This is a genomic window from Collinsella sp. AF19-1LB (assembly GCF_003459655.1).
Classification (GTDB): domain Bacteria; phylum Actinomycetota; class Coriobacteriia; order Coriobacteriales; family Coriobacteriaceae; genus Collinsella.
The window spans coordinates 1-26523 of record NZ_QRWO01000033.1 but is presented as its reverse complement, the minus strand read 5'-3'; the positions used below and the strand labels follow the sequence as shown (position 1 = coordinate 26523).

At 61.3% G+C, this 26523-nt stretch carries 28 protein-coding genes and 3 tRNA genes; 1 reads left to right on the top strand and 30 read right to left on the bottom strand.

Translation table 11 applies throughout. The annotated features are described in order from the left end of the window. Positions 1 to 314: 314 nt before the first annotated feature. The 3 genes from DWX39_RS09505 to serS all read right to left on the bottom strand — a co-directional run bounded on the left by DWX39_RS09505 (position 315) and on the right by serS (position 2301). A tRNA-Arg gene (locus DWX39_RS09505) sits at positions 315 to 391 on the bottom strand. A gap of 77 nt (positions 392 to 468) precedes the next feature. Continuing rightward, positions 469 to 846 (bottom strand): hypothetical protein, encoded by a 378-nt coding sequence (locus DWX39_RS09500; RefSeq protein WP_117759601.1) that lies wholly within the window; start codon positions 844 to 846, stop codon positions 469 to 471. A 171-nt stretch (positions 847 to 1017) separates the two neighbouring features. Then, a complete protein-coding gene (serS, locus tag DWX39_RS09495; protein ID WP_117637377.1) occupies positions 1018 to 2301 on the bottom strand; it encodes a serine--tRNA ligase in 1284 nt (427 codons plus the stop codon). Between the two features lie 111 nt (positions 2302 to 2412). Here serS and DWX39_RS11145 point away from each other — a divergent pair, with 111 nt between their 5' ends. Beyond that, positions 2413 to 2586 carry a DUF6724 family protein gene (locus DWX39_RS11145; protein ID WP_006235069.1) on the top strand — a complete coding sequence of 58 codons (174 nt, stop codon included), beginning with the start codon at positions 2413 to 2415 and terminating at the stop codon, positions 2584 to 2586. Between the two features lie 156 nt (positions 2587 to 2742). On the opposite strand, the gene proC is transcribed toward DWX39_RS11145, so the two are convergent. The 27 genes from proC to DWX39_RS11265 all read right to left on the bottom strand — a co-directional run. Beyond that, a complete protein-coding gene (proC, locus tag DWX39_RS09490) occupies positions 2743 to 3513 on the bottom strand; it encodes a pyrroline-5-carboxylate reductase (RefSeq protein ID WP_117759599.1) in 771 nt (256 codons plus the stop codon). A 73-nt stretch (positions 3514 to 3586) separates the two neighbouring features. Continuing rightward, positions 3587 to 4057, bottom strand: a complete 471-nt coding sequence (gene rlmH, locus DWX39_RS09485) for a 23S rRNA (pseudouridine(1915)-N(3))-methyltransferase RlmH (protein WP_035136824.1) — start codon at positions 4055 to 4057, stop codon at positions 3587 to 3589. A gap of 6 nt (positions 4058 to 4063) precedes the next feature. Beyond that, complete coding sequence (locus DWX39_RS09480) at positions 4064 to 5002, bottom strand: SPFH domain-containing protein (RefSeq protein ID WP_055250521.1); 939 nt, start codon at positions 5000 to 5002, stop codon at positions 4064 to 4066. Positions 5003 to 5290: 288 nt separating this feature from the next. Then, positions 5291 to 5377, bottom strand: a tRNA-Leu gene (locus DWX39_RS09475). A gap of 43 nt (positions 5378 to 5420) precedes the next feature. Then, complete coding sequence (locus DWX39_RS09470; protein ID WP_117759597.1) at positions 5421 to 6338, bottom strand: TatD family hydrolase; 918 nt, start codon at positions 6336 to 6338, stop codon at positions 5421 to 5423. After that, the gene (gene rsmA, locus DWX39_RS09465) at positions 6328 to 7188 is read right to left on the bottom strand and encodes a 16S rRNA (adenine(1518)-N(6)/adenine(1519)-N(6))-dimethyltransferase RsmA (protein ID WP_117759595.1); all 861 of its coding nucleotides are present in this window, start codon (positions 7186 to 7188) and stop codon (positions 6328 to 6330) included. The genes DWX39_RS09470 and rsmA overlap by 11 nt, the downstream gene beginning before the upstream one ends. Before the next feature lie 110 nt (positions 7189 to 7298). Further along, the gene (gene metG / locus DWX39_RS09460; RefSeq protein ID WP_117563697.1) at positions 7299 to 8900 is read right to left on the bottom strand and encodes a methionine--tRNA ligase; all 1602 of its coding nucleotides are present in this window, start codon (positions 8898 to 8900) and stop codon (positions 7299 to 7301) included. A 69-nt stretch (positions 8901 to 8969) separates the two neighbouring features. Next, positions 8970 to 9848, bottom strand: a complete 879-nt coding sequence (gene rsmI, locus DWX39_RS09455; RefSeq protein WP_117759593.1) for a 16S rRNA (cytidine(1402)-2'-O)-methyltransferase — start codon at positions 9846 to 9848, stop codon at positions 8970 to 8972. 6 nt (positions 9849 to 9854) lie between these two features. Next, positions 9855 to 10916 carry a glycoside hydrolase family 5 protein gene (locus DWX39_RS09450; protein ID WP_055309641.1) on the bottom strand — a complete coding sequence of 354 codons (1062 nt, stop codon included), beginning with the start codon at positions 10914 to 10916 and terminating at the stop codon, positions 9855 to 9857. 482 nt (positions 10917 to 11398) lie between these two features. Further along, positions 11399 to 11471, bottom strand: a tRNA-Phe gene (locus tag DWX39_RS09445). Between the two features lie 123 nt (positions 11472 to 11594). Then, positions 11595 to 11879, bottom strand: coding sequence for a ribbon-helix-helix domain-containing protein (locus DWX39_RS09440; RefSeq protein ID WP_035137167.1), 285 nt, complete (start codon positions 11877 to 11879; stop codon positions 11595 to 11597). Beyond that, the gene (locus tag DWX39_RS09435; protein ID WP_117736226.1) at positions 11879 to 12145 is read right to left on the bottom strand and encodes a hypothetical protein; all 267 of its coding nucleotides are present in this window, start codon (positions 12143 to 12145) and stop codon (positions 11879 to 11881) included. The genes DWX39_RS09440 and DWX39_RS09435 overlap by 1 nt, the downstream gene beginning before the upstream one ends. A 58-nt stretch (positions 12146 to 12203) precedes the next feature. Then, on the bottom strand, positions 12204 to 12563 hold the full coding sequence (locus DWX39_RS09430; RefSeq protein WP_233508931.1) for a DUF192 domain-containing protein: 360 nt from the start codon (positions 12561 to 12563) through the stop codon (positions 12204 to 12206). Then, positions 12560 to 13036, bottom strand: a complete 477-nt coding sequence (locus DWX39_RS09425) for a TadE/TadG family type IV pilus assembly protein (RefSeq protein WP_117759589.1) — start codon at positions 13034 to 13036, stop codon at positions 12560 to 12562. Before DWX39_RS09425 ends, DWX39_RS09430 begins: the two co-directional genes overlap by 4 nt. Next, positions 13036 to 15096, bottom strand: a complete 2061-nt coding sequence (locus tag DWX39_RS09420) for a hypothetical protein (protein ID WP_117759587.1) — start codon at positions 15094 to 15096, stop codon at positions 13036 to 13038. Before DWX39_RS09420 ends, DWX39_RS09425 begins: the two co-directional genes overlap by 1 nt. Before the next feature lie 64 nt (positions 15097 to 15160). Further along, on the bottom strand, positions 15161 to 15658 hold the full coding sequence (locus DWX39_RS09415) for a TadE/TadG family type IV pilus assembly protein (protein ID WP_233505636.1): 498 nt from the start codon (positions 15656 to 15658) through the stop codon (positions 15161 to 15163). After that, on the bottom strand, positions 15633 to 15851 hold the full coding sequence (locus DWX39_RS10940; protein WP_147336392.1) for a hypothetical protein: 219 nt from the start codon (positions 15849 to 15851) through the stop codon (positions 15633 to 15635). Before DWX39_RS10940 ends, DWX39_RS09415 begins: the two co-directional genes overlap by 26 nt. 1 nt (position 15852) lies before the next feature. After that, positions 15853 to 16416, bottom strand: a complete 564-nt coding sequence (locus DWX39_RS09410; protein ID WP_147336391.1) for a hypothetical protein — start codon at positions 16414 to 16416, stop codon at positions 15853 to 15855. Continuing rightward, positions 16380 to 16613 carry a hypothetical protein gene (locus DWX39_RS09405; protein WP_117583818.1) on the bottom strand — a complete coding sequence of 78 codons (234 nt, stop codon included), beginning with the start codon at positions 16611 to 16613 and terminating at the stop codon, positions 16380 to 16382. The genes DWX39_RS09410 and DWX39_RS09405 overlap by 37 nt, the downstream gene beginning before the upstream one ends. Before the next feature lie 10 nt (positions 16614 to 16623). After that, positions 16624 to 17265, bottom strand: a complete 642-nt coding sequence (locus DWX39_RS09400) for a type II secretion system F family protein (protein WP_117759583.1) — start codon at positions 17263 to 17265, stop codon at positions 16624 to 16626. Beyond that, positions 17262 to 18188 carry a type II secretion system F family protein gene (locus DWX39_RS09395; protein ID WP_117759581.1) on the bottom strand — a complete coding sequence of 309 codons (927 nt, stop codon included), beginning with the start codon at positions 18186 to 18188 and terminating at the stop codon, positions 17262 to 17264. The genes DWX39_RS09400 and DWX39_RS09395 overlap by 4 nt, the downstream gene beginning before the upstream one ends. Next, entirely contained in the window at positions 18161 to 19489 is a 1329-nt protein-coding gene (locus DWX39_RS09390; protein ID WP_006235095.1) for a CpaF family protein, read from the bottom strand. The genes DWX39_RS09395 and DWX39_RS09390 overlap by 28 nt, the downstream gene beginning before the upstream one ends. Next, complete coding sequence (locus DWX39_RS09385) at positions 19486 to 21135, bottom strand: P-loop NTPase (protein WP_117759579.1); 1650 nt, start codon at positions 21133 to 21135, stop codon at positions 19486 to 19488. The genes DWX39_RS09390 and DWX39_RS09385 overlap by 4 nt, the downstream gene beginning before the upstream one ends. Beyond that, positions 21135 to 21794 carry a Flp pilus assembly protein CpaB gene (gene cpaB, locus DWX39_RS09380; protein WP_233503148.1) on the bottom strand — a complete coding sequence of 220 codons (660 nt, stop codon included), beginning with the start codon at positions 21792 to 21794 and terminating at the stop codon, positions 21135 to 21137. The genes DWX39_RS09385 and cpaB overlap by 1 nt, the downstream gene beginning before the upstream one ends. A gap of 252 nt (positions 21795 to 22046) precedes the next feature. Beyond that, positions 22047 to 23000 carry a ribosome small subunit-dependent GTPase A gene (gene rsgA, locus DWX39_RS09375; RefSeq protein WP_199411487.1) on the bottom strand — a complete coding sequence of 318 codons (954 nt, stop codon included), beginning with the start codon at positions 22998 to 23000 and terminating at the stop codon, positions 22047 to 22049. Between the two features lie 480 nt (positions 23001 to 23480). Continuing rightward, the gene (locus DWX39_RS09370; protein WP_117759577.1) at positions 23481 to 26162 is read right to left on the bottom strand and encodes a cation-translocating P-type ATPase; all 2682 of its coding nucleotides are present in this window, start codon (positions 26160 to 26162) and stop codon (positions 23481 to 23483) included. Between the two features lie 140 nt (positions 26163 to 26302). Further along, the coding region (locus DWX39_RS11265) for a hypothetical protein (protein WP_233512211.1) at positions 26303 to 26523 on the bottom strand (221 nt) is incomplete at its 5' end.

Below are 26523 nucleotides of genomic sequence, written 5' to 3'. Positions count from 1 at the left end.
TTCAGGCTGTTGCGCTGAGATTGAAAATCAACCATTAAGTTGTTCGTGCCTCGACCGAGGTTCGAATCCATGCGGTGTTGCCATAAAAGAAAAGCCCCCGTTGCCGGAGGCTTTCAATTTCAATTGGTGCGGCGTATAGGATTCCGCGCATCCGCTTCGCGGATCCGCACCGGCTTCGCCCGCCTGCCGGCGGACTCGCCCGCGGGCTAAAAACGCTCCGCGTTTTCTTGACGCCCGCGCCTCGACCGAGGTTCGAATCTCCGCAATGCTCCCATATAAGAAAAGCCCCCGTTGCCGGGAGCTTTAAAGTCAATTGGTGCGGCGTATAGGATTCGAACCTATGACGTTCTGATTCGTAGTCAGACCCTCTATCCAGCTGAGGTAACGCCGCAGCGCAAGACATATAAAACCACTTTAGCTTATTGGAGTCAAGCACAATTTCAAACTTTTTTGTGGAACGCAGTCTTGTCATGCTGCTCCGCATATACCGCCATTCCCCGTACGATCGATTGGCTTTTCGATCACGTCAAACTTAGCATCAAGTTCCCTCAGGAGCGATCTCACCCGCTGGGCACAATCATAATCGGCAAACGAGATGCTCAACATGCGAGCAACCTGATTAGATGTCTGGACCCCATAGAAATGCTCTAGGGCCACAAGCCCCTCGTGCGCCACAAACGCCTCAACCACATGAGGCGACTCCTCGTAGCACCATTGCGTCAACGGCCCCTCGCTCGTCTGTCGAACCACCAGGCCACCCATGCCAGACGGCTCACACGTCACAAGCAGGTACTCCCCGCCCTCGTCGCTCTCAAACAAAACCACCCGATCATCAAACAGCTCCATCGCGTCCCCTTTCTCTCGCTCTTATTTAGCAAAAGCATAGCAGGTAGATGGCTGTATACAGAACAGTTGTTCGTGTGTTTTCTATTGAGCTGTCCGCACAGCATGGTATGGCCGCACACAAAAAGGGCACCCCAAAAAGGAGTGCCCTAGCAAATCGCTTATGCAGCCAATCTACGCGACCGGCTCGATCTTCTCGAGGCCGCCCATGTAGGGACGCAGAACCTCGGGGATCGTGATGGTGCCGTCAGCGTTCTGGTAGTTCTCCAGAATGGCTGCCATGGTACGGCCAGCCGGCAGACCGGAACCGTTGAGGGTGTGCAGATAGCGCGAACCCTTGAAGTTCTCGGGGTCGCGATACTTGATGTTGGCGCGACGGGCCTGGAAGTCACCGCAGTTGGAGCAGGAGCTGATCTCCTTGTAGGCGTTGTAGCTCGGCAGCCAGACCTCGACGTCGTAGGTCTGACGGGCGGAGAAGCCCAGGTCGCCGGTGCACAGGCTAATCACGCGATACGGAAGACCCAGCTGCTGCAGCAGGAACTCGGCCTCGGCGGTCATGCTCTCGAGCTCCTCGTCGGACTCCTCCGGCTTGGCAAACTTGACCATCTCGACCTTGTCGAACTCGTGCTGGCGAATGATGCCGCGGGTATCGCGACCAGCGGAGCCGGCCTCCTCGCGGAAGCAGGGGGTGAAGGCGGTGTAGCGGCGCGGCAGGGTATCGGCGTCGAGGACCTCACCGGCGTGCAGGTTGGTGAGCACGACCTCGGCGGTGGGGATCAGGAAGTTGTCGCCCGAGACGTGATAGGCGTCGTCCTCAAACTTGGGCAGCTGGCCCGTGCCGAACATGGTCTGACGCTTGACGACGATGGGCGGCCACCACTCCTTAAAGCCACGACTGGTGTGCGTATCGAGGAAGAAGTTGATGAGGGCGCGCTCCAGACGGGCGCCGGCGCCACCGAGAACGGTGAAACGGCTGCCGGAGAGCTTGTTGCCGCGCTCGAAGTCGAGGATGTCGAGGTCGGTACCCAGATCCCAGTGCGGCTTAAAGTCGAAGTCGAACTCGCGCGGGGTGCCCCAACGACGGCGCTCGATGTTCTCGTCCTCGTCCTTGCCGTACGGCGTGGCCTCGCAAGGAATGTTGGGCAGGTGAGCCATGAAGTCGTACTGCTCCTGCTCGAGAGCAGTACGGCGCTCGGCCAGACCGTCAATCTTCTCGTTGACGGCGCGCACGGCCTCCTTGGCGGCCTCGGCCTCGTCCTTCTTGCCCTCCTTCATCAGGGCGCCGATCTTCTTGGACTCGGCGTTGCGCGTGGCTTGAAGTTCCTCGACCTCGGTGATGACGGCACGACGCTCGTCGTCGAGCTCAAAGAACTTCTCGCGATCCCAAGACGTCTGGCGGTTAGCCATGGCGACATCGATGGCATCGGGGTTCTCGCGAACAAACTTGATATCAAGCATTAGATCCTCCGGCGATATACATTCCATTTAGGTTGCAACCTTGTACATGTATGGGCAAGTATATACTTATGAGCGTTTACGACCCAACTCAACTACGCAAGAAGGCACCCAATGGACGCAGTTTTTTCCTTTTTGTTTGGCACCCGCACCGGTTTTGCCATCCTTTTCGCCGGCGGCATCCTGCTGTTTGCGATTCTTGCCTTTGTAATGGAGAAGCGCACCCATAAGATGTATGTCGACCGCGGCCCCAAGTCCGAGGACGAAGAAGACAGCTTCTGGGACTAACCTGCCAAAAAGGGACAGGTTTATTTTGGTCGGTTTTCTCTGGGCAAACGCAAGCGCCCCGCAACTGGAATTGAACCAGTTGCGGGGCGCTTTTCGCTAAAAGGACAAAACCGCAGGAAAAACCTGCCAACATAAACCTGTCCCTTTTTGGTCGGTTTACTGGAGGGTTGCGTCGATTGCCTTGACTAGGGCGCTGCGCATGCCGGCGTCCTCGAGCGCAACGACGCCCTTGATGGTGGCACCGCCGGGCGAGCACACGGCATCCTTCATCGCTGCAGGATGCTGACCGGTTGCGAGCTGCAGCTTTGCCGTACCCAGCACCATCTGGCTCACAATGCGATAGGCATCGGCACGCGGGATACCGTGCTTGACCGCCGCATCGCCCAGGGCCTCGATCGCCATGGCGACGAATGCCGGAGCGCAACCGCCCACGGTGCCGCCCACAAACAGCAGGCTCGTATCGAGCTCGACGACAGCGCCAAGCTTACCGAGCAGGTCGAGCACAACAGCACGCTGCTCGCCGTTGAGCGTAGAGGACTTCTCGCAGGCGATGACACCCTCGCCCACCGAAACCGGCGTGTTGGGCACCGTCGAGATATGCGCGACGCCCGGCAGGACCTGCTCCCACTTGGCACTGTCCCAAGTCCAGGCAACCGACAGAACGACCTTTTTGGCAAGAGCATCCTTGAGCGGGGCAAATACCTTCTCGATCATGTACGGCTTGACCGCAGCGACCACGATATCGGATGCGGCGACAACCTCGGCGGCATCGTGGCAAGCGGCCATCCCACGCACCTCACAGCGCTCAACCAGCGCGTCGTAGCGACCCGCACAGGCGCACATATCGCTCGCAGCTACACCGGCAGCGATCCAGCCATCTGCCATAGCGCTCGCCATATTGCCAAAACCGACAAATCCAATCTTCATATCACATAGTCCTTTCAGACACATTCCTCAAAACGAAAGGTATTGTCCCACGCCATTGTTTCGTATTGCCGACCTATTTGTGATACGGCTCGCCACGACTGATCTTGCAGGCACGGTAAATCTGCTCTAGCAGCACCACACGCGCCAGGTTATGCGGCAAGGTAATGCGTCCAAAGCTGAGCATCTCGTCGGCGCGGGCGCGCACCTCATCACTCACGCCGTCCGAACCGCCGATTACAAAGGCAATGTCGCTGCTGCCTCGCAGCATAAGATCGTCGAGCCTCGCCGAGAGCTCCTCGCTCGAGCGCTCCTTGCCCTCGATAGCCAGCAGGATCACATGCGCTCGAGATGGCAAGGCGGCAAGAATCGCCGCCCCCTCCTTGTCGCGCGCGGCATCCACGCCGCCCGCCTTAGCCGGGTCGATATCGGCCACCTCGCGGATATCCACCTTGGCATAGGCACCTAGGCGCTTGGTGTACTCAGCGCACGCGTCCTTCCAAAAGCGCTCCTTGAGCTTACCGACGCAAACGACGGTGTATTTCACGCGCGCCTACTCCTTCGAATCGTTTTGAACTTTGCCGGCGGCCAGCATCTGCTCGAACATCGAGGCCGACTGCGAAAAGTCGCTCGGCAGCACGACCGTCGAGGTTTTACCCGTGCGAGCGAACTCCGTCATCATCTCGGACCACTGCGTAAACATGAACAGTTGGTTGGCCTCGTCATTGCCGACACCCGTCTCCTGGATGATCTCGAGCGAATCTTTGATACCCAGCGCGATGGCCTTGCGCTGGTTGGCGATGCCCTCGCCCGCCTTTTCCATAGCCTCGGCCTCGGCGGTCGCCTCGGTGACGCGCTTGATGCGGTCGGCCTCGGCGAGCTCCTGCGCGGCAGCGCGCTTGCGCTGGGCAGCGTTGATGTCGTTCATGGAGTTCTCAACCTCGGTCGGCAGTGCGATTTTGGTGATGAGCGTCGACACGAGGGTGAAGCCGTAGGCGGCCATCTGCTCGGAAACAGTAGCGTTGACATCTTTGGCGATGTCATCCTTCTTGGCAAAGACCTCATCGAGCGTGTAGACGGGGATGGAGGAGCGCAGGGCGTCGGTGATGAAGTCGCGCATCTGGTCGACGGGCTCCTGCAGCATGTAGTAGCTCTTGTAGATGCCCGAATCCGCCGGGCCAGCACCCATGTCATAGCTCACGTGGTACTGAGCAGAGACCTCAAGGCCAATGGTCACATTGTCCTGGGTCTTAACGTCGATGCCAAAACCATTTTTCATGGTGCGCAGACTCACCGTGGCGGCCTTGCGGTCAATCACGGGCACCTTCACGTGGAAGCCCGCGTTGACGATACGATTGAACTTACCCAAGCGCTCGATGATTACGGCGTGCTGCTGCTCAACGACGTAGCAGGCGTTGGGGAGCAGCAACAACAGGATGATGATGGGAATCAAAAGGCTGGTAAGGGCGGCGATGATACCGGAAAATAGCATGGTCTCTCCTCTGATAGGCACACGTTGGCATTAGGATACCCGTCCAAGGAGATCGTGCATAACAAAAAAGCTCCCATTGCTGGGAGCTCTTTCAATCAATGGTGCGGGCGAAAGGACGTCCGCGTATCCGCTTCGTGGATCCGCACCGGCTTCGACCGCCTGCCGGCGGACTCGTCAACTCGCTAAAAACGCTCCGCGTTTTCTTTACGCTCGCTCCTTCGCAGGTTCAAGTCCCCGCGATGGGCCCATAACAAAAAAGCCCCCATTGCTGGGAGCTCTTTCATTTAATGGTGCGGGCGAAAGGACTTGAACCTTCATGGGGTTGCCCCCATACGGACCTGAACCGTACGCGTCTGCCAATTCCGCCACGCCCGCGTGCAGGAATTAGAATAACGGAGCGCCACCGCGAACGCAAGAACTATTTTTGAAAAAGTTTGCAGGCATTTTCCCAAGCGGCATGCGCGATTGTTTCGGCGTCCTCACCAGTGCGATCGACACGGTCGTTAACCAGCGCGTTTGCCGTAATGGAGATCATTGCGGGCTCGCATTCAAGACCGCGGATGGGCTCCGGAGCCATATACGGGCAATCCGTCTCGAACAAAATTCGATCGAGTGGGGTTGCCGCAAATGCCTCGCGCACGTCGTCGTTGCGCTTAAAGGTGGCCGCACCACCATAGGCGATATAGCAGCCCAGCTCCACAAAGCGCTCCATCGTGGCGCGGTCCTCGCCAAAACAGTGCAGCACACAACCGGCCTGGGGCACGCCCACCTCACGAAGCACGTTGTAGGCGTCCACGTGCGAGGTACGCTCCTGGTCCATGTCTTCGTGACGCAGATGCAGCTCCACCGGCACGTTACGGCACACGGCAAGCTCGAGCTGGCGTGCCATGCAGTCAATCTGCACGCTGTGGGGCGCCGGCGCGATGTCGTCGTCGTAATCCATGTGGTAGTCCAGACCGATCTCGCCAATACCGGCGCACAAAGGGTCATCAAGCGCAGCAACAACCTGCGCGTGAATGTCGTCGGTATAGTCCGGCGCGCCATACGGATGCACGCCGGCAAGATACTTGATCTGCGGGATATCCTGCATCGGCAGAATTTCGCGCACGAGCCAGTCGCTATAGTCCGTCACGCTGCGCTTGTCGGCGATGGGGTCGAAGACCGTCACCAACAGGTCGATGCCTGCCGCCTTGGCACGCACGAGTGTCTCGGGCACATCCTTGCCCCAGAACGAAAGCAGATGCGCATGCGTGTCGGCAAGCGGTGCCAAGGGTACGGGACAAGCAACCGTCTTCTTTTTCTTGGTAAACGTCACGCGTTCGGCATTAAGCGTCATGGGAAAGCTCCCGAGCCAGGCACACAAAGTCGGCGACGCCGAGCGTCTCGGCGCGCGTGGTGGATGCGATACCGCAAGCCTCAAAGGCGGCATCGAGCACGTCCTTGGCAAAGCCGTTGGCGCTCATGGAATTGCGGATGGTCTTGCGACGCTGAGCAAATGCAGCGTCAATCACGCGGGCCACAAATTCGCGATCGAGTCCTTCGGGCACCACACCGTCAACACGGTCGATGCGCACGACGGCCGAGTCCACGTGTGGCGCCGGCATAAAGCAACGCGGCGGCACCTCAAAGCGACCCGTTACCTGCGCATACAGGCCAAGCTTTGCCGTATAGCCGCCATAGGTCTTGTTGCCCGGCACTGCGGCAATGCGATCGGCAACCTCCTTTTGCACCATGACGACGGCGCGCTTGAGCGCCGGCATCGTCTGGAAAAATTGCAAAATGATCGTCGCCGCCACGTTATAGGGCAAGTTCGCGACAAATACCGTCGGCTCACCGCCCGCAGCCTGCTCAATCTGCCCCGGCGTCACCTTGAGCGCGTCGCCCATGATAAAGCGGAAGTTGGCATAGTCGGCGGCGTGGGCGTCGAGCACCGGTTCGAGCTCAGGATCGGCCTCAATGGACGTAACGCACGCCGCTTCCTGCAGCAACGCAAGTGTCAAAGTACCGCAACCCGGACCCACCTCGAGTACGCGCTCGTCACCTGCAAGCTCGGCAAGCTCGCAGATACGCTCGATCACATGATTGTCGATTAGAAAGTTCTGGCCCAGGCGATGCTTGGTCGCAAGGCCAAACTCCTCCAGCAGCTCCCTGGTGGCCGTGGGGTTTGCCAAAGGCGAAGTTGTCATAGTTGCCTCCTTAGCATGATGGCGGCGTCTTGAAACGAAAGGGCATGGACCGTTGCGGCCATGCCCTTACATCTAAACAGCAAATTGCCGATATGGCGCTCGCGAAGTCTCTACGCCAGACGCGGGAACAGCGGATCGCCCTTCTCGACGGGCTGACCACCAGCAAGCAGGCCCCAAGCGCAAATGCCCTTGAGGTCGTCGCTCGCGGCCTCGCCCTCACAGGACAGGCGGCGCAGAGCCTCGACAGAAGTCTGGGGCATGAGCGGCATCAGCAGGTGGGCGGCGATGCGGATGGCCTCGAGCAGGTTGTAAATCACAAATGCCAGCTCGTCAGCCTTGGCCTCGTCCTTGGCAAGCGCCCAGGGCTCGGAGTCCTCGATGTAGTGGTTGGCGGCATGGATGAGCTCCATGACCTCATCCTTGGCTCCGCCGTAATCGAGCATGTCCATCTTGGCCATGTAGCGCTCGACCAAACCGTCGGCAATCTTTGCCAGCGGGTTATCGAACGCGTCGGCAGACGCCGGTTTAGCCGGGGCGCAGCCGTCAAAGTACTTTGCGCTCATGTTGAGCGAGCGCGAAATGAGGTTGCCCCAGCTGTTGGCCAGATCGGCGTTGTAGACCTGCTCCATGCGATCGAAGCTGATGGCGCCGTCGGTACCGGGAACGACGTCGGTCATGAAGTAGTAGCGATAGCCCTCGACGCCCAGCATGTCGATAACGTCCTGCGGAGCGATGGCGTTACCGCGGCTCTTGGACATCTTCTCGGCCTTGCCTGTCTCGGCATTGCGCACGGTCAGGAAGCCGTGGGCAAAGACGTGCTCGGGCAGGGCCTCGCCGATGGCCATGAGCATGGCGGGCCAAATGACGCAGTGGAAGCGGATGATGTCCTTACCCACGATGTGGAACTGCGCGGGCCAGCGATAGGCCAGCTCGGCACGCGCCTCGTCGGTGTCGACACCGTAGCCGACGGCCGTCATATAGTTGAGCAGCGCATCGAACCACACGTAGGTCACGTGACCCTCGTCAAACGGGACCTGAATGCCCCAGTCAAAGCTCGTGCGGCTCACGGAAAGGTCGTTAAGGCCGCCCTCGACAAAGCTACGTACCTCGTTCATGCGGAACGCAGGCTCGACAAAGTCGGGGTGCTCGTCATAGAGCTTGAGAAGCTTGTCCTGGAAGGCGGAAAGCTTAAAGAAGTAGGACTCCTCCTGCACGCGCTCAAGCGGACGGTGGCAGTCGGGGCATAGATGCTGGCCGACGCTGCCGTACTCCTCGTCGCCCTTCTGGACCTGCGTATCGGTAAAGTAGGTCTCGTCGGGCACGCAATACCAACCGTCGTAGCTGCCCTTATACAGGTAACCGGACTCCTTCATGCGCTCCCACAGATACTGCACGGCATGATGCTGGCGCGGCTCGGTGGTGCGGATGAAGTCGTCGTTGGAGATCTCGAGCTTGCTCCAAAGCTCCTTGAAGTGCGGGGCCTGGCTATCGGTCCACTCCTGCGGCGTCATGCCATGCTTGGCTGCGGCCTCGGCGACCTTCTCGCCGTGCTCGTCCATGCCGGTCAGGAACTTGACGTTATAGCCGGCGGAACGGCGATAGCGAGCCTGAACGTCGGCGATGATGGTGGAATAAGCCGTGCCCAGGTGCGGATCGGCGTTGACGTAGTAGATGGGCGTCGTGATAAAGAACGAAGGCTTGCTTTGATCCATGGGGTTTGTCCTCCAGAAAAACGTTGCATACAGAGGATGATTCTAGCGCAAGGGCTGGATATCCTCCATCTATTGCATATCGAGCACCATGGCATAGACATCGCGCTTGCGGCGCGAATACTTCTGAGACAGGCGCTTGGCCACCGCAGACGCGGGCTCCCCCTCCTCGAGCGCGGCGCGGATATCCTCGCGCAGGGCCTCGTCGGGATCCGCTGCCGCAGCGCCGACCGGCACGATACCGACCTCCTCATCCTCGCTCGGCGGCGCGATGACCAGCGCGATCTCGCCCTTTACCTCGCCGCGAGCACGCAGCTCCTCGGCAAGCTGGGCAGCGGGCCCGCGCAAGACCTCCTCGTGCAGCTTGGTGAGTTCGCGGCAGACGGCAGCCTCACGCTGGGGAAAGACCTCCGTCACGGCCTCGAGCGTCGCCACGATGCGATGTGGAGACTCGTAGAAGATGAGTGCGCCGGGCACCACGGCAAGGCGCTGCAAACGGCGCACGCGGTCGCCGTGCTTTCGGCCCAAAAAGCCCTCGAAGAAAAAATGCTCGCAGGGAATACCGGACGAAACGAGCGCCGTGACGCAAGCAGAAGGCCCGGGAATAACTTCGACGGGCACATCGGCCTCACGCGCCGCCTCGACCAGCGCCTGGCCGGGATCGGACACGCTCGGCATGCCGGCGTCCGAGGCAAAGGCGAGGGTCTCCCCCGCCAGCAGACGGTCGACCAGGCCGGCAGCGCGGCTAGCGATCACATTCTCGTCGCAACGGACAAGCGGCTTGGAAATGCCCAGGTGCATCAGCAGCTTTGACGTCACACGCGTGTCTTCGCAGCAGATGACATCGGCAGCGGCAAAGGCCTCGCCAACGCGCGGGGACAGGTCACCCAGGTTGCCGATGGGCGTGCCGACCACATAGAGTTTGCCCGTATGGGCGCTGTTTTGCGTCATATCAACCTATTCAATCATGCCGCGCTCGAGCGTACCGAGCGCCGCGCGGGCGTCCCATGCTGCAATGCGCTTCTCGGTCTTCCACGTTTGGAAGAACCAACCGGCAGCCGGCGCAAACGAAGCCAGCTGGTTGGCGATAAACACGCGCTCGTAGGCGTTGCGGCCCTCGGGCGTAACCGACGAGTTGGCAAAGATCGCCGCGCCCGACCATTCGCCCACCAGCACGGGGAACCCAGTCGAAATCGCTTCTTTAAGCTCGCGCTTGTTACGCGAAATCGCCGTCGTCAGCCCGCGGGGGCTCGTGATGTCGAGCGCATACTCGTCGCGGTAATGGTACAGGTGAAGGTCCATGTAGACGTTCTTGTACTTGGCGCCGCGCATAAAATGCTTCCACTCGCTGGGATGCCCCGACGACGAGAAGACGACGATCTTATCCTCGGGCATATACGAACGGACGAGCTCGTAGGCATCGCGATAGAAATTGCGCAGGTAATGAGCGGGAATGCCATCCGTCATGGTGAAGAGGCTCTTGCGAACGCTCATCTGCGGCGTGTCCAGCAGCTCAATGCCCAGCAGGCTCTCGGCCTCGCCATAGCGATCGGCCAAGCGCTCGAGCACGTCGAGTGCGACATGGCGGCCGTTAGTGGACGAATGCCACTCGGCAACAGCCTCCGGCGTGGTGGGCGAATCGTTGGAATCGCCCTGGCCACCGGGCACGGTTGCCAGATCGAGCAGCACGCGGATGTCGTACTTGGCAGCCCACTCAATCGCGCGGTCGATGTAATCGACAACCGATATGTAGGAGGCATCGGACTCCTGTGAGCCAAAGGCATACCAAGGCACCGGCAGACGCACGGCATTGAGACCGATCTGCGCCATGCGACGAAAATCGTCCTCGCTCACAAACGTCTCGTAATGGCGGCGCATGCGCTCGTTATAGGCGGCGGTACCCATGGCCTCCTGTAGCTCGGCCGCGTTGGATGCACCGGTCGCCGCATACAGCGACGGGGTCACCCAAGGCTCGGGAATAAACCAGCCAGAGAGATTAACGCCGAGTATCCTCTCCATCACTGCCCCCTTCGGATCATGCAGGTCGAACCCGCATCGTATTGCATAGGATAAGTATCGTTTTGAGTATACCCGCGTGTGCGGACAGGCGACCGAACGGTCTGTAAAGTGACGCGAAAGTGGGAGGAATGTCTGGGGCGGGCGGGCTCGGAATGGTGCGACGAGGTGTGTACGCGCGCCGGAGGCAGGCACCGGAAAGTGTGTCCCGTTCTATCGCTCAATAATGGGGCGCATTTTCCGCAGAACCCTACATAAAAGAAAAGGACCCCTTTGCAGAGGTCCTAGTCAATTCAAGGTGGCGGGGAAGGGAATCGCGTCCGCGCGCTGCGCGGACGGACCGCTGCGGCGCTTACGCGCCTTGCGAGCTGCGCTGGCAAACGCTTACGCGTTTACTCAGCTCCGCGCCCTCACGGGGTTCGATTCCATGTGGGGGCTGCATAAAAGAAAAGGACCCCTTTGCAGAGGTCCTAGTCAATTCAAGGTGGCGGGGAAGGGAATCGAACCCCTGACACGAGGATTTTCAGTCCTCTGCTCTACCAACTGAGCTACCCAGCCATTTGAGGTGTGCCTTGTTTCAAGGCTTGATTAGTATAACCAAGGACGCGTTCCGGTCAACCGAGAATTTTAAAAAAGTTTTTGAGCACAGCCTCGGTTCTATAAATCGGCACGTCAGAGACATCAGCCGGCAGCAAGAAGTTTTTCGCTCAGAGCCGCACGGGCAAACTCACTTGGCGTCATCCCCTCGGCAGCCGCCCGTCGACGAATGGCCTCCTTCATTCCCAGAGGAATCTTGACTGACAGCGTTGCCGTCCCCTCACCTGAGAGTGGGGGCCGTCCATGCACGATCCCACCAACGGTGTGTTCGCCATCCGGAAACTCTCCGCGCTCGTACGACTCGCACCACGCGTCAATCATTTCATCCGTTACAACCTGACCATTAGCGGCCGTATACGTCTTGCCCATCATCGACCCCTTTGCCGAGCCTGTTCAATCTCCTGCCAAAATTTCTTCTGGACTGGAGACAAGGCATGAATGATAAGCCACCCACGGACAAGCTCGACCGCGACAAGCTCCACGCTTCGTCCGTCTGGGAGCCATCCAATCGCAAGCCATCTCGGCGGCTCGTCCTTCGACTCGCGACGAATGCACTCAGTAACCGCAAGCCAAGCGCTAAGCACCTGCTTTTCCGTCAGGTGCTTTTTAGCGTTGGGATGGATCTCAACATCCATGCATCTTCTCCTCCATCTTACCCAATTTCGTATGACGAAAGTCCGCTGTCGCCAATTCTTAAGCCGGCACGCGTTGGAGAGCAGGGATCGAAACAATGATTGAAGGACGCTCTAGTACGGCCCAGGCGCCGGGGCAGGAGCACGTGCGCCAAGGACGAACGCTTTCGTAGCGCGCGAGGATATTGCCGTCGCGATCGATGAAGGCGATGTCGATGGGATAGGCCATAAAACACGTATGGACCGAAGAGCAGCGTGGAAACGCCATGACGAGCGGCAGACCGTTGGCGGCAACCGGACACCGTCCCAGCATGCCGCGCAGGCGCACGGCAAACGACTCCGCCACCACAAACTCGGCCGGCGTCCAACCCAGCCTGTTGAGCGCCCGCGCGTACGCGATGTAGGACGAGACCGCGGTCACATGACCACCCCCGGACGCCATGGATCGACCGTCACCGCGCGCTCGTGCGACAACGTTGTCGGCGCCCCCAGCGTAACGCCAGCGATGCTGAGAGAAGTCGGCCACGGCTCATAGTGCATGGTGCAGGTGTAGGTCCTAAACGTACCGGATAGGGAGAGCAGGCCACCATCCGATGCCTCCGCGCCTTGCTCGCTCGACACTTCGATCTGCAAGCCATAGCCTTCCATGGCATTCAGAATTTGAGTCTGAACCGTCGCCGAGGCATCGGCAGAGCTTTCGTCGCCCTCCCCCTCCGACGCCACGGCGTGCGCCAACACGATGTCGGGCACCACGCGGTCGAAGCGCGCGACAGCGCTGGCAAAGATCATGACGTTGTACACGATGAGTGCCAGCACCAGCAAAACGGGCGTAACCACTGCCATCTCCACCGTCGCTTGGGCGCGCTCCTCGCGCAGACGCATGCGGATACTCATTACGACCCACCGCCCAGAGCGCCAACCAGCGTGGCGACATCGACGGTGAGCGGGATGGAGCCGCCGCCGGGCAGAGGAATCTCCGCAAGCGTGAACACCGTGCCGCTAATGGTGCGTTCGACTTGATATTCCAACGCCTCGCAAAGCGCCTTGGGATCGGTCACGCCCAACGGAATACTTCGCAGCTTGTCTTGCGCTTGAGAGAAACCAGCAATGTCAGACCCCGGACTCTTAATGACGTTGGCGGAATCGGTCAGCACCGGCTTTCGCAGGCGCAAGTCGCACGGCTCCAGACCCAACGCCGCCACGGACGCCGAAACGGTATCGCCGAGCCACGATGCGATGGAGCCCAACGCGCCGCTGCCCCCTCCTAGGCCTTTAATCATCTCGTCCATAAGTTCGTCGGCCGAACCTTGGATGTCTCCGTATCCCACAAGCAGCCGTCCCCAGACATCCATGACGCCATCGAGTACGCCGGCAACGCCACCCGAGCGTTCCTTCAATGTCGAGAAAAATCGCGAAAGCACGTTGTTTTGCGCCGTCGCCCCATCGGGCGCCAGCACCGCGGCAGAGATGGCACCGCGATCGCCAAGCCTGACTGCCGTGTTAAACGAAGAGTTGAGCTCATCGGGGCTCGAGATGGCACCCGAAACCGCAAAGGCAACCACGCCGTTGCGACCGGGCGGAGCGATACGCGGACGCTCACCGGAAAGTTCTTTGATGGCGGTATCGAACGCATTGCCCGCACGGTCGGCTTCGTCCTCGGTCTGACGCTCGAGCTCGAGCTCCTTGTTGCGACAGTCGACGTAGTCCTCCAGGGCGTCTTTAAACTTGTCAAAGTGATACTCGAAGCCGTTTTCGATAGAGGTTGAAGGCGCCGCAACAGCACCAAGCGACAAAACGCCAAAATGGCATTTGCTGCATTTATCCTGTCCATCGTAATCGGCAACCGAAGCAAATCCGCTCGGCGTCCCTTTCTTATAGTTGGGGCAGGTCGTCCCGTAATGCAGATACGCCTTGTCATCGTTTACGCTAGTCGGCCACACCGCATCGGTATAGAGTTCCGTCGCCCGAACCTCATCAGAGTTGCGCGGCAGCAGCGGAATATAGGAGGAAACCCTGTCTCCGTTCTCGGTTATATATGCCCGATCGACCTCCGCGTTCGCATAGGTATAAAACGCCTTACGCGCCGCAGACTCTGCCTTCATCTCGACACTCGAGCCGCGGGGCTTCTCATTTGTCAGACGCCAATGGTAGTAGTCCTTCGCGCGATCAAGGGCAACTTGGGGCTCCCACGTAACGCTCGATGAGTAATGCGGATTTTGAACACCGGAGAGATCCGTTAGGCTTTTCGCACGCTCCCACATGCAAGAACAGCTGCCGACCGAGCCCTTGTCAGACCCACCACAATCCGCCAGCCAAGCGCGCTCCTTTGCCTTCGCCGTCTCCTCCGAGGCCTTCCGCAGCTCCTCGGCCGCACGCTCTAAATCATCTGATGTGTCTTTAATGGTATCGGTCGAGATCTCTGACCCTTTGAGCGCAGCAAAGTCCGACTCGGATGTCCTGGGCACGGCAAGCGCCGTACCGGTATAGGTCACACTATCGGTATCCTGCGCCGACACCGCCTGCGTGGCACGCGCGGCGATCAGATACGGCAGAGCCGTCTCGATTTTCTGTAAGCCTTCCGATGCGCTTTTGGCAAACTTGTTGCGCGTTTTAATGATCTCGATCCCGGTGTCGACCATATTGCCGGCAACCGGCTCGGCACCCGGGATGAGGATGGCGACCAGGCCCGTCCCGATCGTGGCAAACCCCGCCAGCCCCAGACTCAAGATACTCGCATCAACCACCGTGGCAGCCGTGTGATAGGACGACACTACGTTGGCACCCGCCAGCGCGCCGCTATCGGCCGCCACCTGGGTGTCCCCGGCACGCGACATGCTCCATATCGCCGCGGTCGACGAAAACAACAATGTGAGCACCACTAGGATGACCACGGCAGAAGAAAGCGTGGTATAGGCGCCGTCTTCGATAAACAGATCGACACCGGCTCGACCCATAAAGCCGCCTCGCTTGCGATGGCAGCTCGGACGGTGCGTCAAAACGCGTCTAGACCAGAAACGCTTAATCCCATGCAGCAATCCACGAATCATAATCTCCCTCCAGCCATTCGGGACGCGATTGATACGAGACATCGACCTTGAGCTCAACGTAGCCGCCCTCGGCGGTACCACCCATAGCCTGCGCAAACGCACCGATCACAGGCAACGGCTTGACCTCGCCGGAAACGGACACGGACGAGGCGCCACCCGCACCGACCCGGCCAAGCTCGATATCCCACGACAACGGCCCGCCGGCATGAAAGATCGAAACGTTGGGCACTGCGGCAAGTCGGCGGCGGGTGAACTCCTTAAGATCGTCGTCCTCCGCCGTCGTCGTGGTCATGAGCCGCGCGGTCTCGGCGGCGGCAGACTCCATGACCGCGCGCGTATAGAGCAGACACGCCGGTTGCAGTGCGAGAAGGATGAGCGTCAGAAACGTCGGCAGCAAAAAAGCGGCCTCGACCGTAGACTGCGCCCGGTCCTCGCGCGCGATATCAATACAGCGCGATGTCCTCAGCACCCGCAGCAGCGTCGACAACCGATGTCGAGGTGACGCCGTGAGACGCCGCCCGCTCGACCAGCGCCGCCAAGCGCCCATCGGTGCCAGCACGCCAAAGCCCCGCAATCGCCAGCACGATCGATAACAGCGCCACCGTGACGATGGCGTATTCGACCGTCGCCTGGGCAGATTCCTCACGCAGGACATCATGCATTTCACGATCCCTCCTTTGAGTCCGTTGCCTGCGGGCTCAGGCGCACGGCGCGCAGACGACACGAAGCATCGCCAGTATCCGCGGCAACCGTCACCATATCGACCCAGCCGCGTCCGTCGCGCACGATAGCGCCCCACACGTTGCCCTTGATATCGAGATAGCCGCTCAGAGCAAGTTGTGCCGTGGGTACCTCGCGATAGGCACGCAGCATATCCGCTGCCGCTTCGGTCATCGGTCGGTCCTCGGACCATGCAAGCCGGACCGCAATCGCGTTGCCCTCAGGCGAATCCGTCGCAGTGCCAGACCGCTTGTCGAGCGCCCGCAGAAAGGTTTGCGCCGTGACAGCGACATCCGAATCGTCCGCATCTCGCATCTCATCTTTTTGAGACGCCACCGCCGAATCTGAGCCCAAATCGGAGGCGGTCCCAGGACGCTGCTGCCGCGCGGCGTTAAGCCCCCAAAGCACCACCGCTATCGCCACGGTCAGGCAAGCAAACACCAGCAGCACCCCGATGGGGCGCTCGCCCTCTACAGGCTGTTGATGCCCTCGCTGATCGCATCCCATAGCTCTTTAACCTTGCCTTTAAATGCAACGATGGCAATAATCGCGATCACCACAAGTACGCCCACTAAAATGGCGTACTCGGTGGTACCCTGCGCGCTCTCCTCCTGCAACAGCTCCTTGGCATGCTGGCGAGTGTGAATCGCCCGGCAAAAAGCCCAGCTCCAAGCCTTGTCAGCAACTTCGACCATCGTGTTCATGTATTCCTCCCTACATCATCCCGCCTGCTCCCAGCAGCGGGCCCAATATGGACAGAAGCAACGCCGGCAAGATGAGCGTGCCGGTGGGAATCAACAGCTTGACGGGCGCACGCTCGATCTCGCGCTCGACCGCGGCGCGATGAGCCGCACGGATCTCGCGACTTTGAGCGGCCAGCGTCTCGGCAAGTGGGGCACCCAGGGCGAGCGCCTGCCCCACCGTGATGGCAAAGGTCTCGAGCGCTCGCACGTCCAGATCGCGCGCGGCGGCCAACAACTCGTCCTCACGCGTGCCCACGCCCACCTGCCACGCCATGCAGGCGCGCTCAAGGCGAAGAGCCAGCACTGACCGGCGGTTGGCGCAGAAAATCTCAAGCGCCGCATCAAACGAAAGACCGGCCGAAAGACCCAAGCGCACAACATCGATCATCTCGGACACTTCGCCGAGCGACACTCGCGCCGGGCCGCCCGCTCCAACCGCGCCCTTCACTCGCGCGGTCAGAGCATCGACCACCGAGCGACCAGCGGCAGCGACCAGCACCGCCTCGCGCTTGCAGGCCCCTGCGATCTTGCGTGCATCCGCCCGATCAAAACCCGTCGCGACAAATACACTCAGGGCGCACAGGCAAGCCGCAACTGCAACCGAGGCGCTCATAGCTCCACCCGCATAATGCGCCGGATAACCACCAGGGCAACGGCGTTGAGGGCAAGACCCAGCACCACAGCGCCCGCGCCGGCAGGCGTCGCAAGACCGCGACGAAAATCTGCCGAAAGCAGCGCCAACACCGCGCACATGCCCGCCGGCATCGCCGCGACCATATGCGCAGACATGCGAGCCTGCGACGTCTTAACATCCAGGCGGCGCTTGAGCTCAATGCGCTCCCCCACCATGCTCGACGCCTCGGACAGTAAGTCGGCAAGCGGAGCGCCGGTGCGCTGAGACACCTTAAGCGCCAAGGTCACAAGCGAAAGACCGGGGGCGTCGATACGCACGAGCAAGTCATCGAGCGCGTCGGTCGCCGAGATGCCGCAATCGATCGCCGCCGCCACCCGCAAAAACTCGTTATGCACTGGCTCTTGCGCATGAGCGCCCACAAAGCGCATGCCCTGGGCCAGCGAATGTCCCGAGGCAAGCGACATGGAAAGTGCGGTAAACGCCTCGGGCATTGCCTCTTCTGCATCGTGTTGCTCGCGCCGGCTCTCAAAGCCATCCCGAGCGGCACCAACGGCAAACGGAGCAACAAGTCCCAAGGCAAATCCGAGGGGCGATAACGACACCATCGTTAGTAAAACGCAGCAGACACCGCTCGATAGCAGCAGAAACGCCAAACATCCCGAAGCATCCTCGATCACGAGGCCAAGGCGATGCGCCAGAGCCAGCGATGCCCACGAACGGGCGATCTTTTTCAGCAGATCGTTTTTCACCAGCTCACGCGGCAGCTTCTCTGCCACCGTCTCGAGCGCCTGACGTGCCAGCTCCGCCGGCGGTACCTGCGGCACACGAGGTTCCGCCCCGCACGCCGTCGCGACAGAAAGCCCTGCCAAGCCCCCTACGACGAGGGGCACAGCGATCTCCATTCGTCCACCTCCTCTTGTGTGAGCGTCCCCGACCGCAGGCCTTCTGCGATAAACGGCGGCTCGCGGTCAAGCGTCCAGGTGCGCTCGGCGGCATCGAACGTCACATAGCGCTCGAGCTCTACGCCGCCCGATGCGGCGCGTCGCACCCCCGAATACGAGGAGACGAAGCGCCTGCCATCGGCGTGGCGCTCGGACATCACGATACCGTCGAGCGCCATGGCAATCTGCTCCTCGATGAGCTCACTCGGCAGGTCGATGCCATAACGTGCAAGCAACGTCAGACGCACCACGGTCTCCTGTTCTGAACCCGCATGAAGTGTGGTGAGCGACCCGTCGTGGCCCGTGTTCATGGCCTGCAACATGTCGCAGCACTCGGCACCGCGCACCTCGCCCACCACGATGCGGTCGGGGCGCATGCGCAGGGCATTAGTTACCAGGTCGCGGATCGTCACCGCGCCTTCACCCTCAATTGAAGCCTCGCGCGCCTCTAGGCGCACCACGTGCGGATGATGCGCAAACTTGAGCTCGGCAGAGTCCTCGATCGTCACGATGCGCTCGCCGGTGGAAATCTCACATGACAACGCGTTGAGCAGGGTGGTCTTACCAGATCCCGTGCCTCCCGCAACCGCCAGGTCCTGTCGCAGCGACACCGCGCACGACAGCAGCTGCGCATACCAAAGCGGCAGCGACCCCAGCCCCACAAGCTCGTCCAGCGAGCAGATACGGTCCGAGAACTTTCGGATGGTGAGAATCGGTCCGTCAATCGCCACAGGCGGAATCACCGCGTTGACGCGATAGCCCGTTTTGAGGCGGGCGTTGACGATGGGGCTGCGCTCGTCGATACGGCGGCCAAGTGGCGAGATGATGCGGTCGATAAGCACACGGATCTGTTCATCATCCTCAAACGCATGCTCGATGGGGTACAAGACGCCGCCGCGTTCAAAGAAAGCCGAGCGGCAGCCGTTGATCATGATCTCGGTAACGGTGTCGTCCTCGATGAGCGGCTGCAACGGCCCCAAGCCCACCACGTCATCCAAAATCTCGTCGATGATGGTTTCGCGCTCGGGCGTCGCGAGATCGGTCGGCTCCTCAACATTGAGCGCCGCCTCCACCGCAGGACGCAATTCCGAGCGGGCAAGTGCCGGGTCGATATAGGCGCTGATACGCGCCACTTCGTCGTAACCCATGCGGTCCATCACGGCGCGCTTGGTGCGTCGTTTCACCGCGCGGCGACGCCCCGCATCTACAGGCGCTGCCGCCGCTGCAGCGCCGGCAGCCTTAATCCTCGTTTGCAGGCTCATCGCTGATCACCCTCGCGCAACCAGGGAAGGCGGATACGCGGGCGTTCGGTACGCGTTGCACGGTCGGCGACCATATCGCCCCAAGGGCCGACGGCGCACCCCAGTTCCACGAGCATCTCGCGCGTGGCCTCGCGCATGCTAGTCGCAAAAGCACTGGTCTGCCCCACCGCCTCGTCAGCGCGTCCAAACGCCATGAGCGCGGCGAGATCCTGCCCGCCATCGGCGATACGAATCTTGGAGCTCAACGCACAGGCAATCTCAAAGCGCATGGCGACGTCCTCGTCTGCCCCGCGCGCACCGAACCGGTTGAACACGGCGCTCATGCGCGTGCGCGGCACACCTACTCGACTTGCCAGTTCGATGACGCGCGACGCCGATGTCGCGGACGACACCGCCGCATCGCCAACGACCAGGCAACGGTCGCTCGCCGCCACCGCAGCCGCCACGGCGTCGCCCCAAAAGACCGAGGTATCGATAAAGACCACGTCGGATTCGCGACGCAGAACATCAAGCAGTAGCTCCACCGGACGCGCCATGAGCTCAGCTTGCTCGGGCGCCGCGACGGGACCCCAGAGCGTAACGCCCGGCGCCACGCGCATCGATGTGGCTACGATATCCGGCTCGGTGAGCGTGCCCGCCGCCGACGGCTCGATAAGTGCCGCCATATCGCGCGGAGCATCGACGCCTAACAAGTCGTAAAGGTTTCCAAACATCAGGTCCAGGTCGAGCACGGCGGCACGCAAGCCCAACAGCGACGATGTGTGTGCCATGGTGGCAACGATCGTCGACTTGCCGCAACCGCCCGAACCCGAAATAGCGCAGATGACCGGAGCTCGATGCGGCGGAGCGGCAGCGTCTGCCGGCGGCATCGGAGGCGGCGGGGCGGGCGTCGGTGGCAGCGCCCCCGTCTCCCCCGCCGCAACCACACGCTGCGTCCAAGCCGGCATGGCAGCTTGTTCGGTCTGCGAGGCAGGCTCGTTCTGCGCAATCTGCTCATGCTGCATTAGCGACAACTCGCCGCACCCGGCAAAGCCCTCAACTTCGTCGAGTTCATCCACCAGATTCACGCCGTGCACGTATCCCATATCTACAGCCGGGGAGTCGCCAGCATGCTGCGCCGGCCCTCCAGCGTCATCGCATACAAGGGGGTTCCGGGGGCGCCGACCATGCTCGGCTTCCGCTTTTCCATAATCATCAACACGCGGGCCTCTTGTAGCGCGAGGCGCCCCGGGTTCCCTATCAACAAAAGCATCGGGCTCAATCGTCATGCGCCGATCGGAATCAACCGCTCCCTCGCCCGCGCGCCCGTTGCCGCATATACTGTGTGCAGCGATGACCTCGGTCGCCCCCGCGCGAAACAGCCCCTCGATATCCGACGGATCGAGCGCTTCTATCAACACGACCACGCGACTCACGCGGCCTTCGGCCGTCAGGCGCGCAACAGTCTTGCGCACATCTTCGGTATCAAACAGAGACGCCGCGATGATGGCAGCCCCGCGGCGCGACGGAAACGCCCGCGCCATGGAAACCAGCCCGTCCAGGTCACCCACGCGAAGCACCTGTGCACCCGCATCACGGCCCTCGACTTCCCGCTGCAACAGCCCGTAATCGCCGCACGCGCAGCACGCAAGCCAGATCGCCTTCATCACTCGTCGCCTCCGCTCTTTTTGCCGCGCGCCGTGGCGGGAATCGTCAAGCTGACCGTTCCCTTGCCCGAGGCTCCCAGCAGTTCCTTGACGTCTTCGGGGTCAGCCGCCAGCGTCACCCATTCGATCTTGCCCTCGCGCGTGGCACCGGAATCCTCACTGGTATCGATCACGTGCGCGCCGCACAGCCGATCGGTCACGCCGTCCTTTTGCACGTACACGTCCACGTAGCTGCCCACGCCCGTGGCACCGCCGACCGAGTGCTCGGCATCGACCGCCACCGAAACGGCAACCTTGCCCTTAGGCACCTCGAGCTTGCGGCTCTCGGCCTTGGTGTAGACATTGCAGATCACGGCGTTTTTGGGAATACGCGAAGTCGTCACGTCGCCGCGCACCTGGCGCAGCTCGGTCGCCGCGTCACGCGGCAGCAGACTCGTCAGCCATTCCTGGGTTATGACATTGGTCTCATCGAGGGTCTCACCCACATCGATATCGCGCGCCGCGACGCATACCTCGACGCGATCGCCACCGTACTTGGCCAAGGTCTCAGCCTGGACCTGTTCGGCTTGCGAGCGGATCGACGAGCCGTAAACCATGCAGAGCAGAGCAGCGAGCACGCCCGCGACCAGACTGATGGCGATGCGCTTGCTCTTGTTCACGGCCGCTCCTCTCATGGCAGTGCCGGGCGAATGCCCGTACCACCATTGTCTGGGCGGCCAGAGTGCAAAGCGGCGCAATCGCAATCTTGGTTTTCGATGTCAAACCAATCGCTGACCAAAAGCTGACCAGCCCGTCAAGCTCGTGGCAAGGTTTTGGTCAGCACGTCAGCAAACTGCATGTTTCGAGGCTTTTCCGCAGCAAAAAAGCCGTCTCCCGAACAGTTGGGAGACGGCTGTCATAGGAAAAATCAATTACAGATGGACATCGGGATCGAGCATTTGAGCGCTCACGCGCATGGATGACGCCAGATTTTGGAAAGTTTCCAGACGCAGGCTGTCGATCTGCCCGGCGTCCTCGGCCTCGCGAACGGCGCAACCCGGTTCGTGGGTATGCGTGCAGTCGCCAAACCGGCACGCACGCGATGCCTCGACAATCTCGGGGAAGGCGCGTGCCAGACCCCGCTCGTGACCCACGAGCGGCAAACTGCGCAGACCCGGGGCATCGGCGATCACGCCGGCGTCGCCCGGCAGCGCCACCATCACGCGCGCGACGGTAGTGTGACGGCCCTGGTCGTCGCGTTCGCGCACACCGCCGGTCGCCAACGTATCGTGGCCCAGCAGTGCATTGAGCAGCGTCGACTTGCCGGCACCCGACTCGCCCAGAATCATGGCGCAGCTCCCGGCAGGCACGCAGGCACGGACCTCGTCCAGACCGCGGCCCTCGGCAGAAGACGTCAAGATCACGCACACGTCCGGACCCACCAGACGGCGCACGCGGTCCAGATCGCGCTCGAGCTCCCCGGCATCGCAGCGGTCAGCCTTGGTGAGCACCACCACCGGCTCGGCATCGCAGTCGAGCGCCAACACCAGCGAGCGCGCCACACGGTCGAGCAGCACCTCGCCGGCACCGAGCGCCTGCACGATTAGCACGCTATCCACGTTGGAGCAGAGCACCTGGCGCTCTCCGCGGGCACGGCCGCGCCAACGCTCAAAGCTCGTACGGCGCGGCAGTACGCATTCAATCACGCCCATATCGTGCCCGGGAGCGCGGCGCACCGCCACACGATCGCCCACGGCAGGCAGCAGGACCTCGTCCCCACCGCGCGACTTGGCAAATCCCACGGCATGCTCGGCGCGGAAGGTATCGTCGGCAGTCGCCACCAGCGGAAACCCACGATCCAAGCGCACCACGGCGCCAAGCTGCATCTGCTCGGGCTCCTCGGCATGTGCGCAGAAATCATCAAAGGCAGCCTGCTGAGCTTCATCGACCGGCAGGTCATCGAACGCCGGAACGTCCTGCAGCGCGTCGAGTCCCGGCACGCTCGCCAGCAGCTCCTCGGCAGACGCGGGAGCCTCGGTCGCGAGCTTCCGACGACGATCGCGCTTAGCCCGCGCCCCCGTCGTCTTTTTCTTCGCTTTAGCCTTAGCCTTGCCCACAAGCGCCTCCCAGCACCATAAATCAAAACTGAGCAGGTATTTTCCCACAAAAAAGAGTCGGCCGAGCAAATGCTCGACCGACTCACACACTTTCCCTCAGCCTTTATCATCCACACGGGAGAAAAGTCAGCAACGTCACCGCAGGGCCCGCCCGCCGAGAGGGGTTTCCAAAGGGCACATCCCGCAGCCGCAACGCGGCGAGGACGTACCCGTGGAAACCCCGCAGGCGGGCGGGCCCGGACAGGTACGTTACTCTTTCTCCACCGCGCGCATGATCGCCTTGTAGATCTCCATCAGCGGGATGATCAGGAAGGCCAGGCCCAGGGCAGCAACAACGCCCTTGAGCTCAAGCGTCACGGGGCCAAAGAACATCTCGGCAAGCGTCGGCTGCACGGTTACGATCACCGTCAGCACCAGCGCCAGCGCGGCGGAAGCCCACAGCCACTTGTTTTGCTTCTTCATGGTGAACAGCGACGCACGACGGCTGCGCATATTGAAGCAGTGGAAAATTTCGACCATGTTGAGCGTGATGAACGCCATCATCACGCCTTCCTCGTCGGCATTGCCGGCGATCATATCGGCGATGTGGATGTAGCCCATGTCAAAGTACACGCCCACAAAGAAGCTCGCCAGCACCAGCGCGGTGATGATTAGGCCCTGGACCACGCAGTCCAGACCCATATGTCCGGCAAAGACACCGTCCTTGGCGTTGCGTGGCTTACGCTTCATGATGTCGCCCTCGGCATCCTCCATGCCCAGCGCGAGCGCGGGGAAGCAGTCAGTGACCAGGTTCACCCACAGCAGCTGCACCGGCTGGAAGATGGTAAAGCCGATGAGCGTGGCGATAAACACCGAGAACACCTCGGCAAGGTTGGCCGAAAGCAGGAACTGGATGACCTTGCGGATGTTGTCGTAGATGCGACGACCCTCTTCGCAGGCGCCGATGATGGTAGCGAAGTTGTCATCGGCAAGTACCATGTCGGCGACGTTCTTGGTGACATCGGTACCGGTGATGCCCATGCCCACGCCGATGTCGGCGCGCTTGATGGACGGAGCGTCGTTGACGCCGTCGCCCGTCATGGCCACGATCTGGTCGCGCGACTTCCAAGCCTCGACGATGCGGGTCTTGTGCTCGGGCTGGACGCGGGCGTACACGCCGTAATCCTCGATGTGCGCGTCGAGCTCCTCGTCGCTCATGCGATCGAGGTCGGCACCGGTGATGGCCTGGCTGCGATCGGCGACGATGCCCAGCTGCTTGGCGATGGCCACGGCGGTGTCGATGTGGTCGCCCGTGATCATGACGGTGCGGATACCGGCGTCGTGCGCCTCGCGGATGGCGTCGGCGACCTCGGGGCGGACCGGGTCAATCATGCCGGACAGGCCGCAGAAGACCAGGTCGTGCTCGAGCGCGGCGGGGCTGCAGTCGGCCGGGACCTCGGTGTAGGTGCGGCTTGCCAGCGCCAGCACGCGCAGGGCCTCGTCGGCCATGGCCTTGTTGGCGGCCACGAGCTCGGCACGACGCCCCTCGGTCAGGGGGACAACCTTATCGCCCTCGTAGATATGGGTACACAGGCCGATCACCACGTCGGGCGCGCCCTTGGTGTACTGCTCGTACTCGCCGTCAAGGGTCTCGACGACCACGGACATCATCTTGCGGCCGGAGTCGAACGGGGCCTCGCCCACACGCGGGTGCTCGGCGGTCAGGCCAGTAAGACCAGCCTTGCCGGCATCGTTGACGAGCGCGCACTCGGTCGGCTCGCCCACGGCCTCGCCCAGCTCCTCGTCCCACTGAGCATCGGAGCACAGCGCCATACCTGCCAGGAACTTCTCCTTAGGCGCAGCGAGCTCGTGCTTGACGACGGTCATCTTGTTCTGGGTGAGGGTACCGGTCTTGTCGGAGCAGATGGTCTGTGTGCAGCCAAGGGTCTCGACGGCGGAAAGCTTACGGATAATCGCTTGGCGCTTGGCCATCTTGGTCACGCCGAGCGAAAGCACGATAGTCACGACGGCAACCAGGCCCTCGGGGATGGCGGCGACGGCAAGCGAGACAGCGACCATAAAGGTGTCGAGCAGCGCGGTCGGATCGGTGAGAACGTTGCCCACGCCGTGGCGGATGATGTCGACGCCAAAAATGACGACGCAAATGACGATAACCATGATGGTGAGGATGCGGCTGAGCTCGGCAAGCTTCACCTGCAGCGGCGTGAGCTCTTCCTTGGCCTCGGCCAGGGCGCCGGCGATCTTACCCATCTCGGTGTTCATGCCGGTGCCGACCACGACGGCGCGGCCGCGGCCGTATACCACGGTGGAACCCATGTAGCACATGTTCTTGCGGTCGCCGAGCGGCACGTCGTCGGTACCGGCGGCGAGCTCGATCACGTTGGCATGCTTCTCGACGGGCACGGACTCGCCGGTAAGGGCGGCCTCCTCGATCTTCATCGTGGCGCTCTCGAGCACGCGGCAGTCGGCCGGGACGGAGTCGCCCGCCTCGAGCATGATCACGTCACCGGGCACGAGCTCGGCGCTCGGCAGGTGCACGAGCTTGCCGTCGCGTAGCACCTTGGACTGCGCCGCACTCATCTCCTGCAGGGCCTCGAGGGCCTCCTCGCTCTTGGCTTCCTGGACCACGCCCAGCACCGAGTTGACGATAACGACGAACATGATGATGGCAACATCGGCAAAGTCGGGCTCGCCCTTGACCATGCCCGTGAGCGCACTGATGACGGCGGCAACGATCAGCATGATGACCATAGGGTCAGCCATCTGTTCAAAGAAACGCTTCCACAGCGGCGTCTTCTCAGCTTCCTCGAGCTTGTTAGGGCCTGTCTTGGCGAGGCGCGAAGACGCCTCGTCGTTGCTCAGGCCGAGGTTCTCATCGACACCTTGGTCGCTGAGCACCTCCGCCGCGGCGGACAGGTATTCCTTTTGCATATAGAGTCCCCTCCTGGGATTCGGGCCACTCAGCAGATTGATGCCCGATCATAATTCCCAGGAGAAGGGCAAGGGCTCATCAAGGCTGCCGTGCTGAGCGGCAGTTGATAGTGGGGCTATGGTACCCCAAAGCGACGCGTCTAGCCAAAACAATCGGTTTGGAAATATGGTCCGCACGCAACGGTGCAGACCGTGTGATGCTCAACATTGGTAAAACGTTTTTTCTTCGGCACATCGCCAAACTGACATATCGCCCAGATAGCAGCGGTTGGAGTGGTTGGTAAAGATTTTTCATATACCGTTTTTCCCGCAAAAAATGAACTTCCAGGTTGATTTTCAATCTCAGCGCAACAGCCTGAAC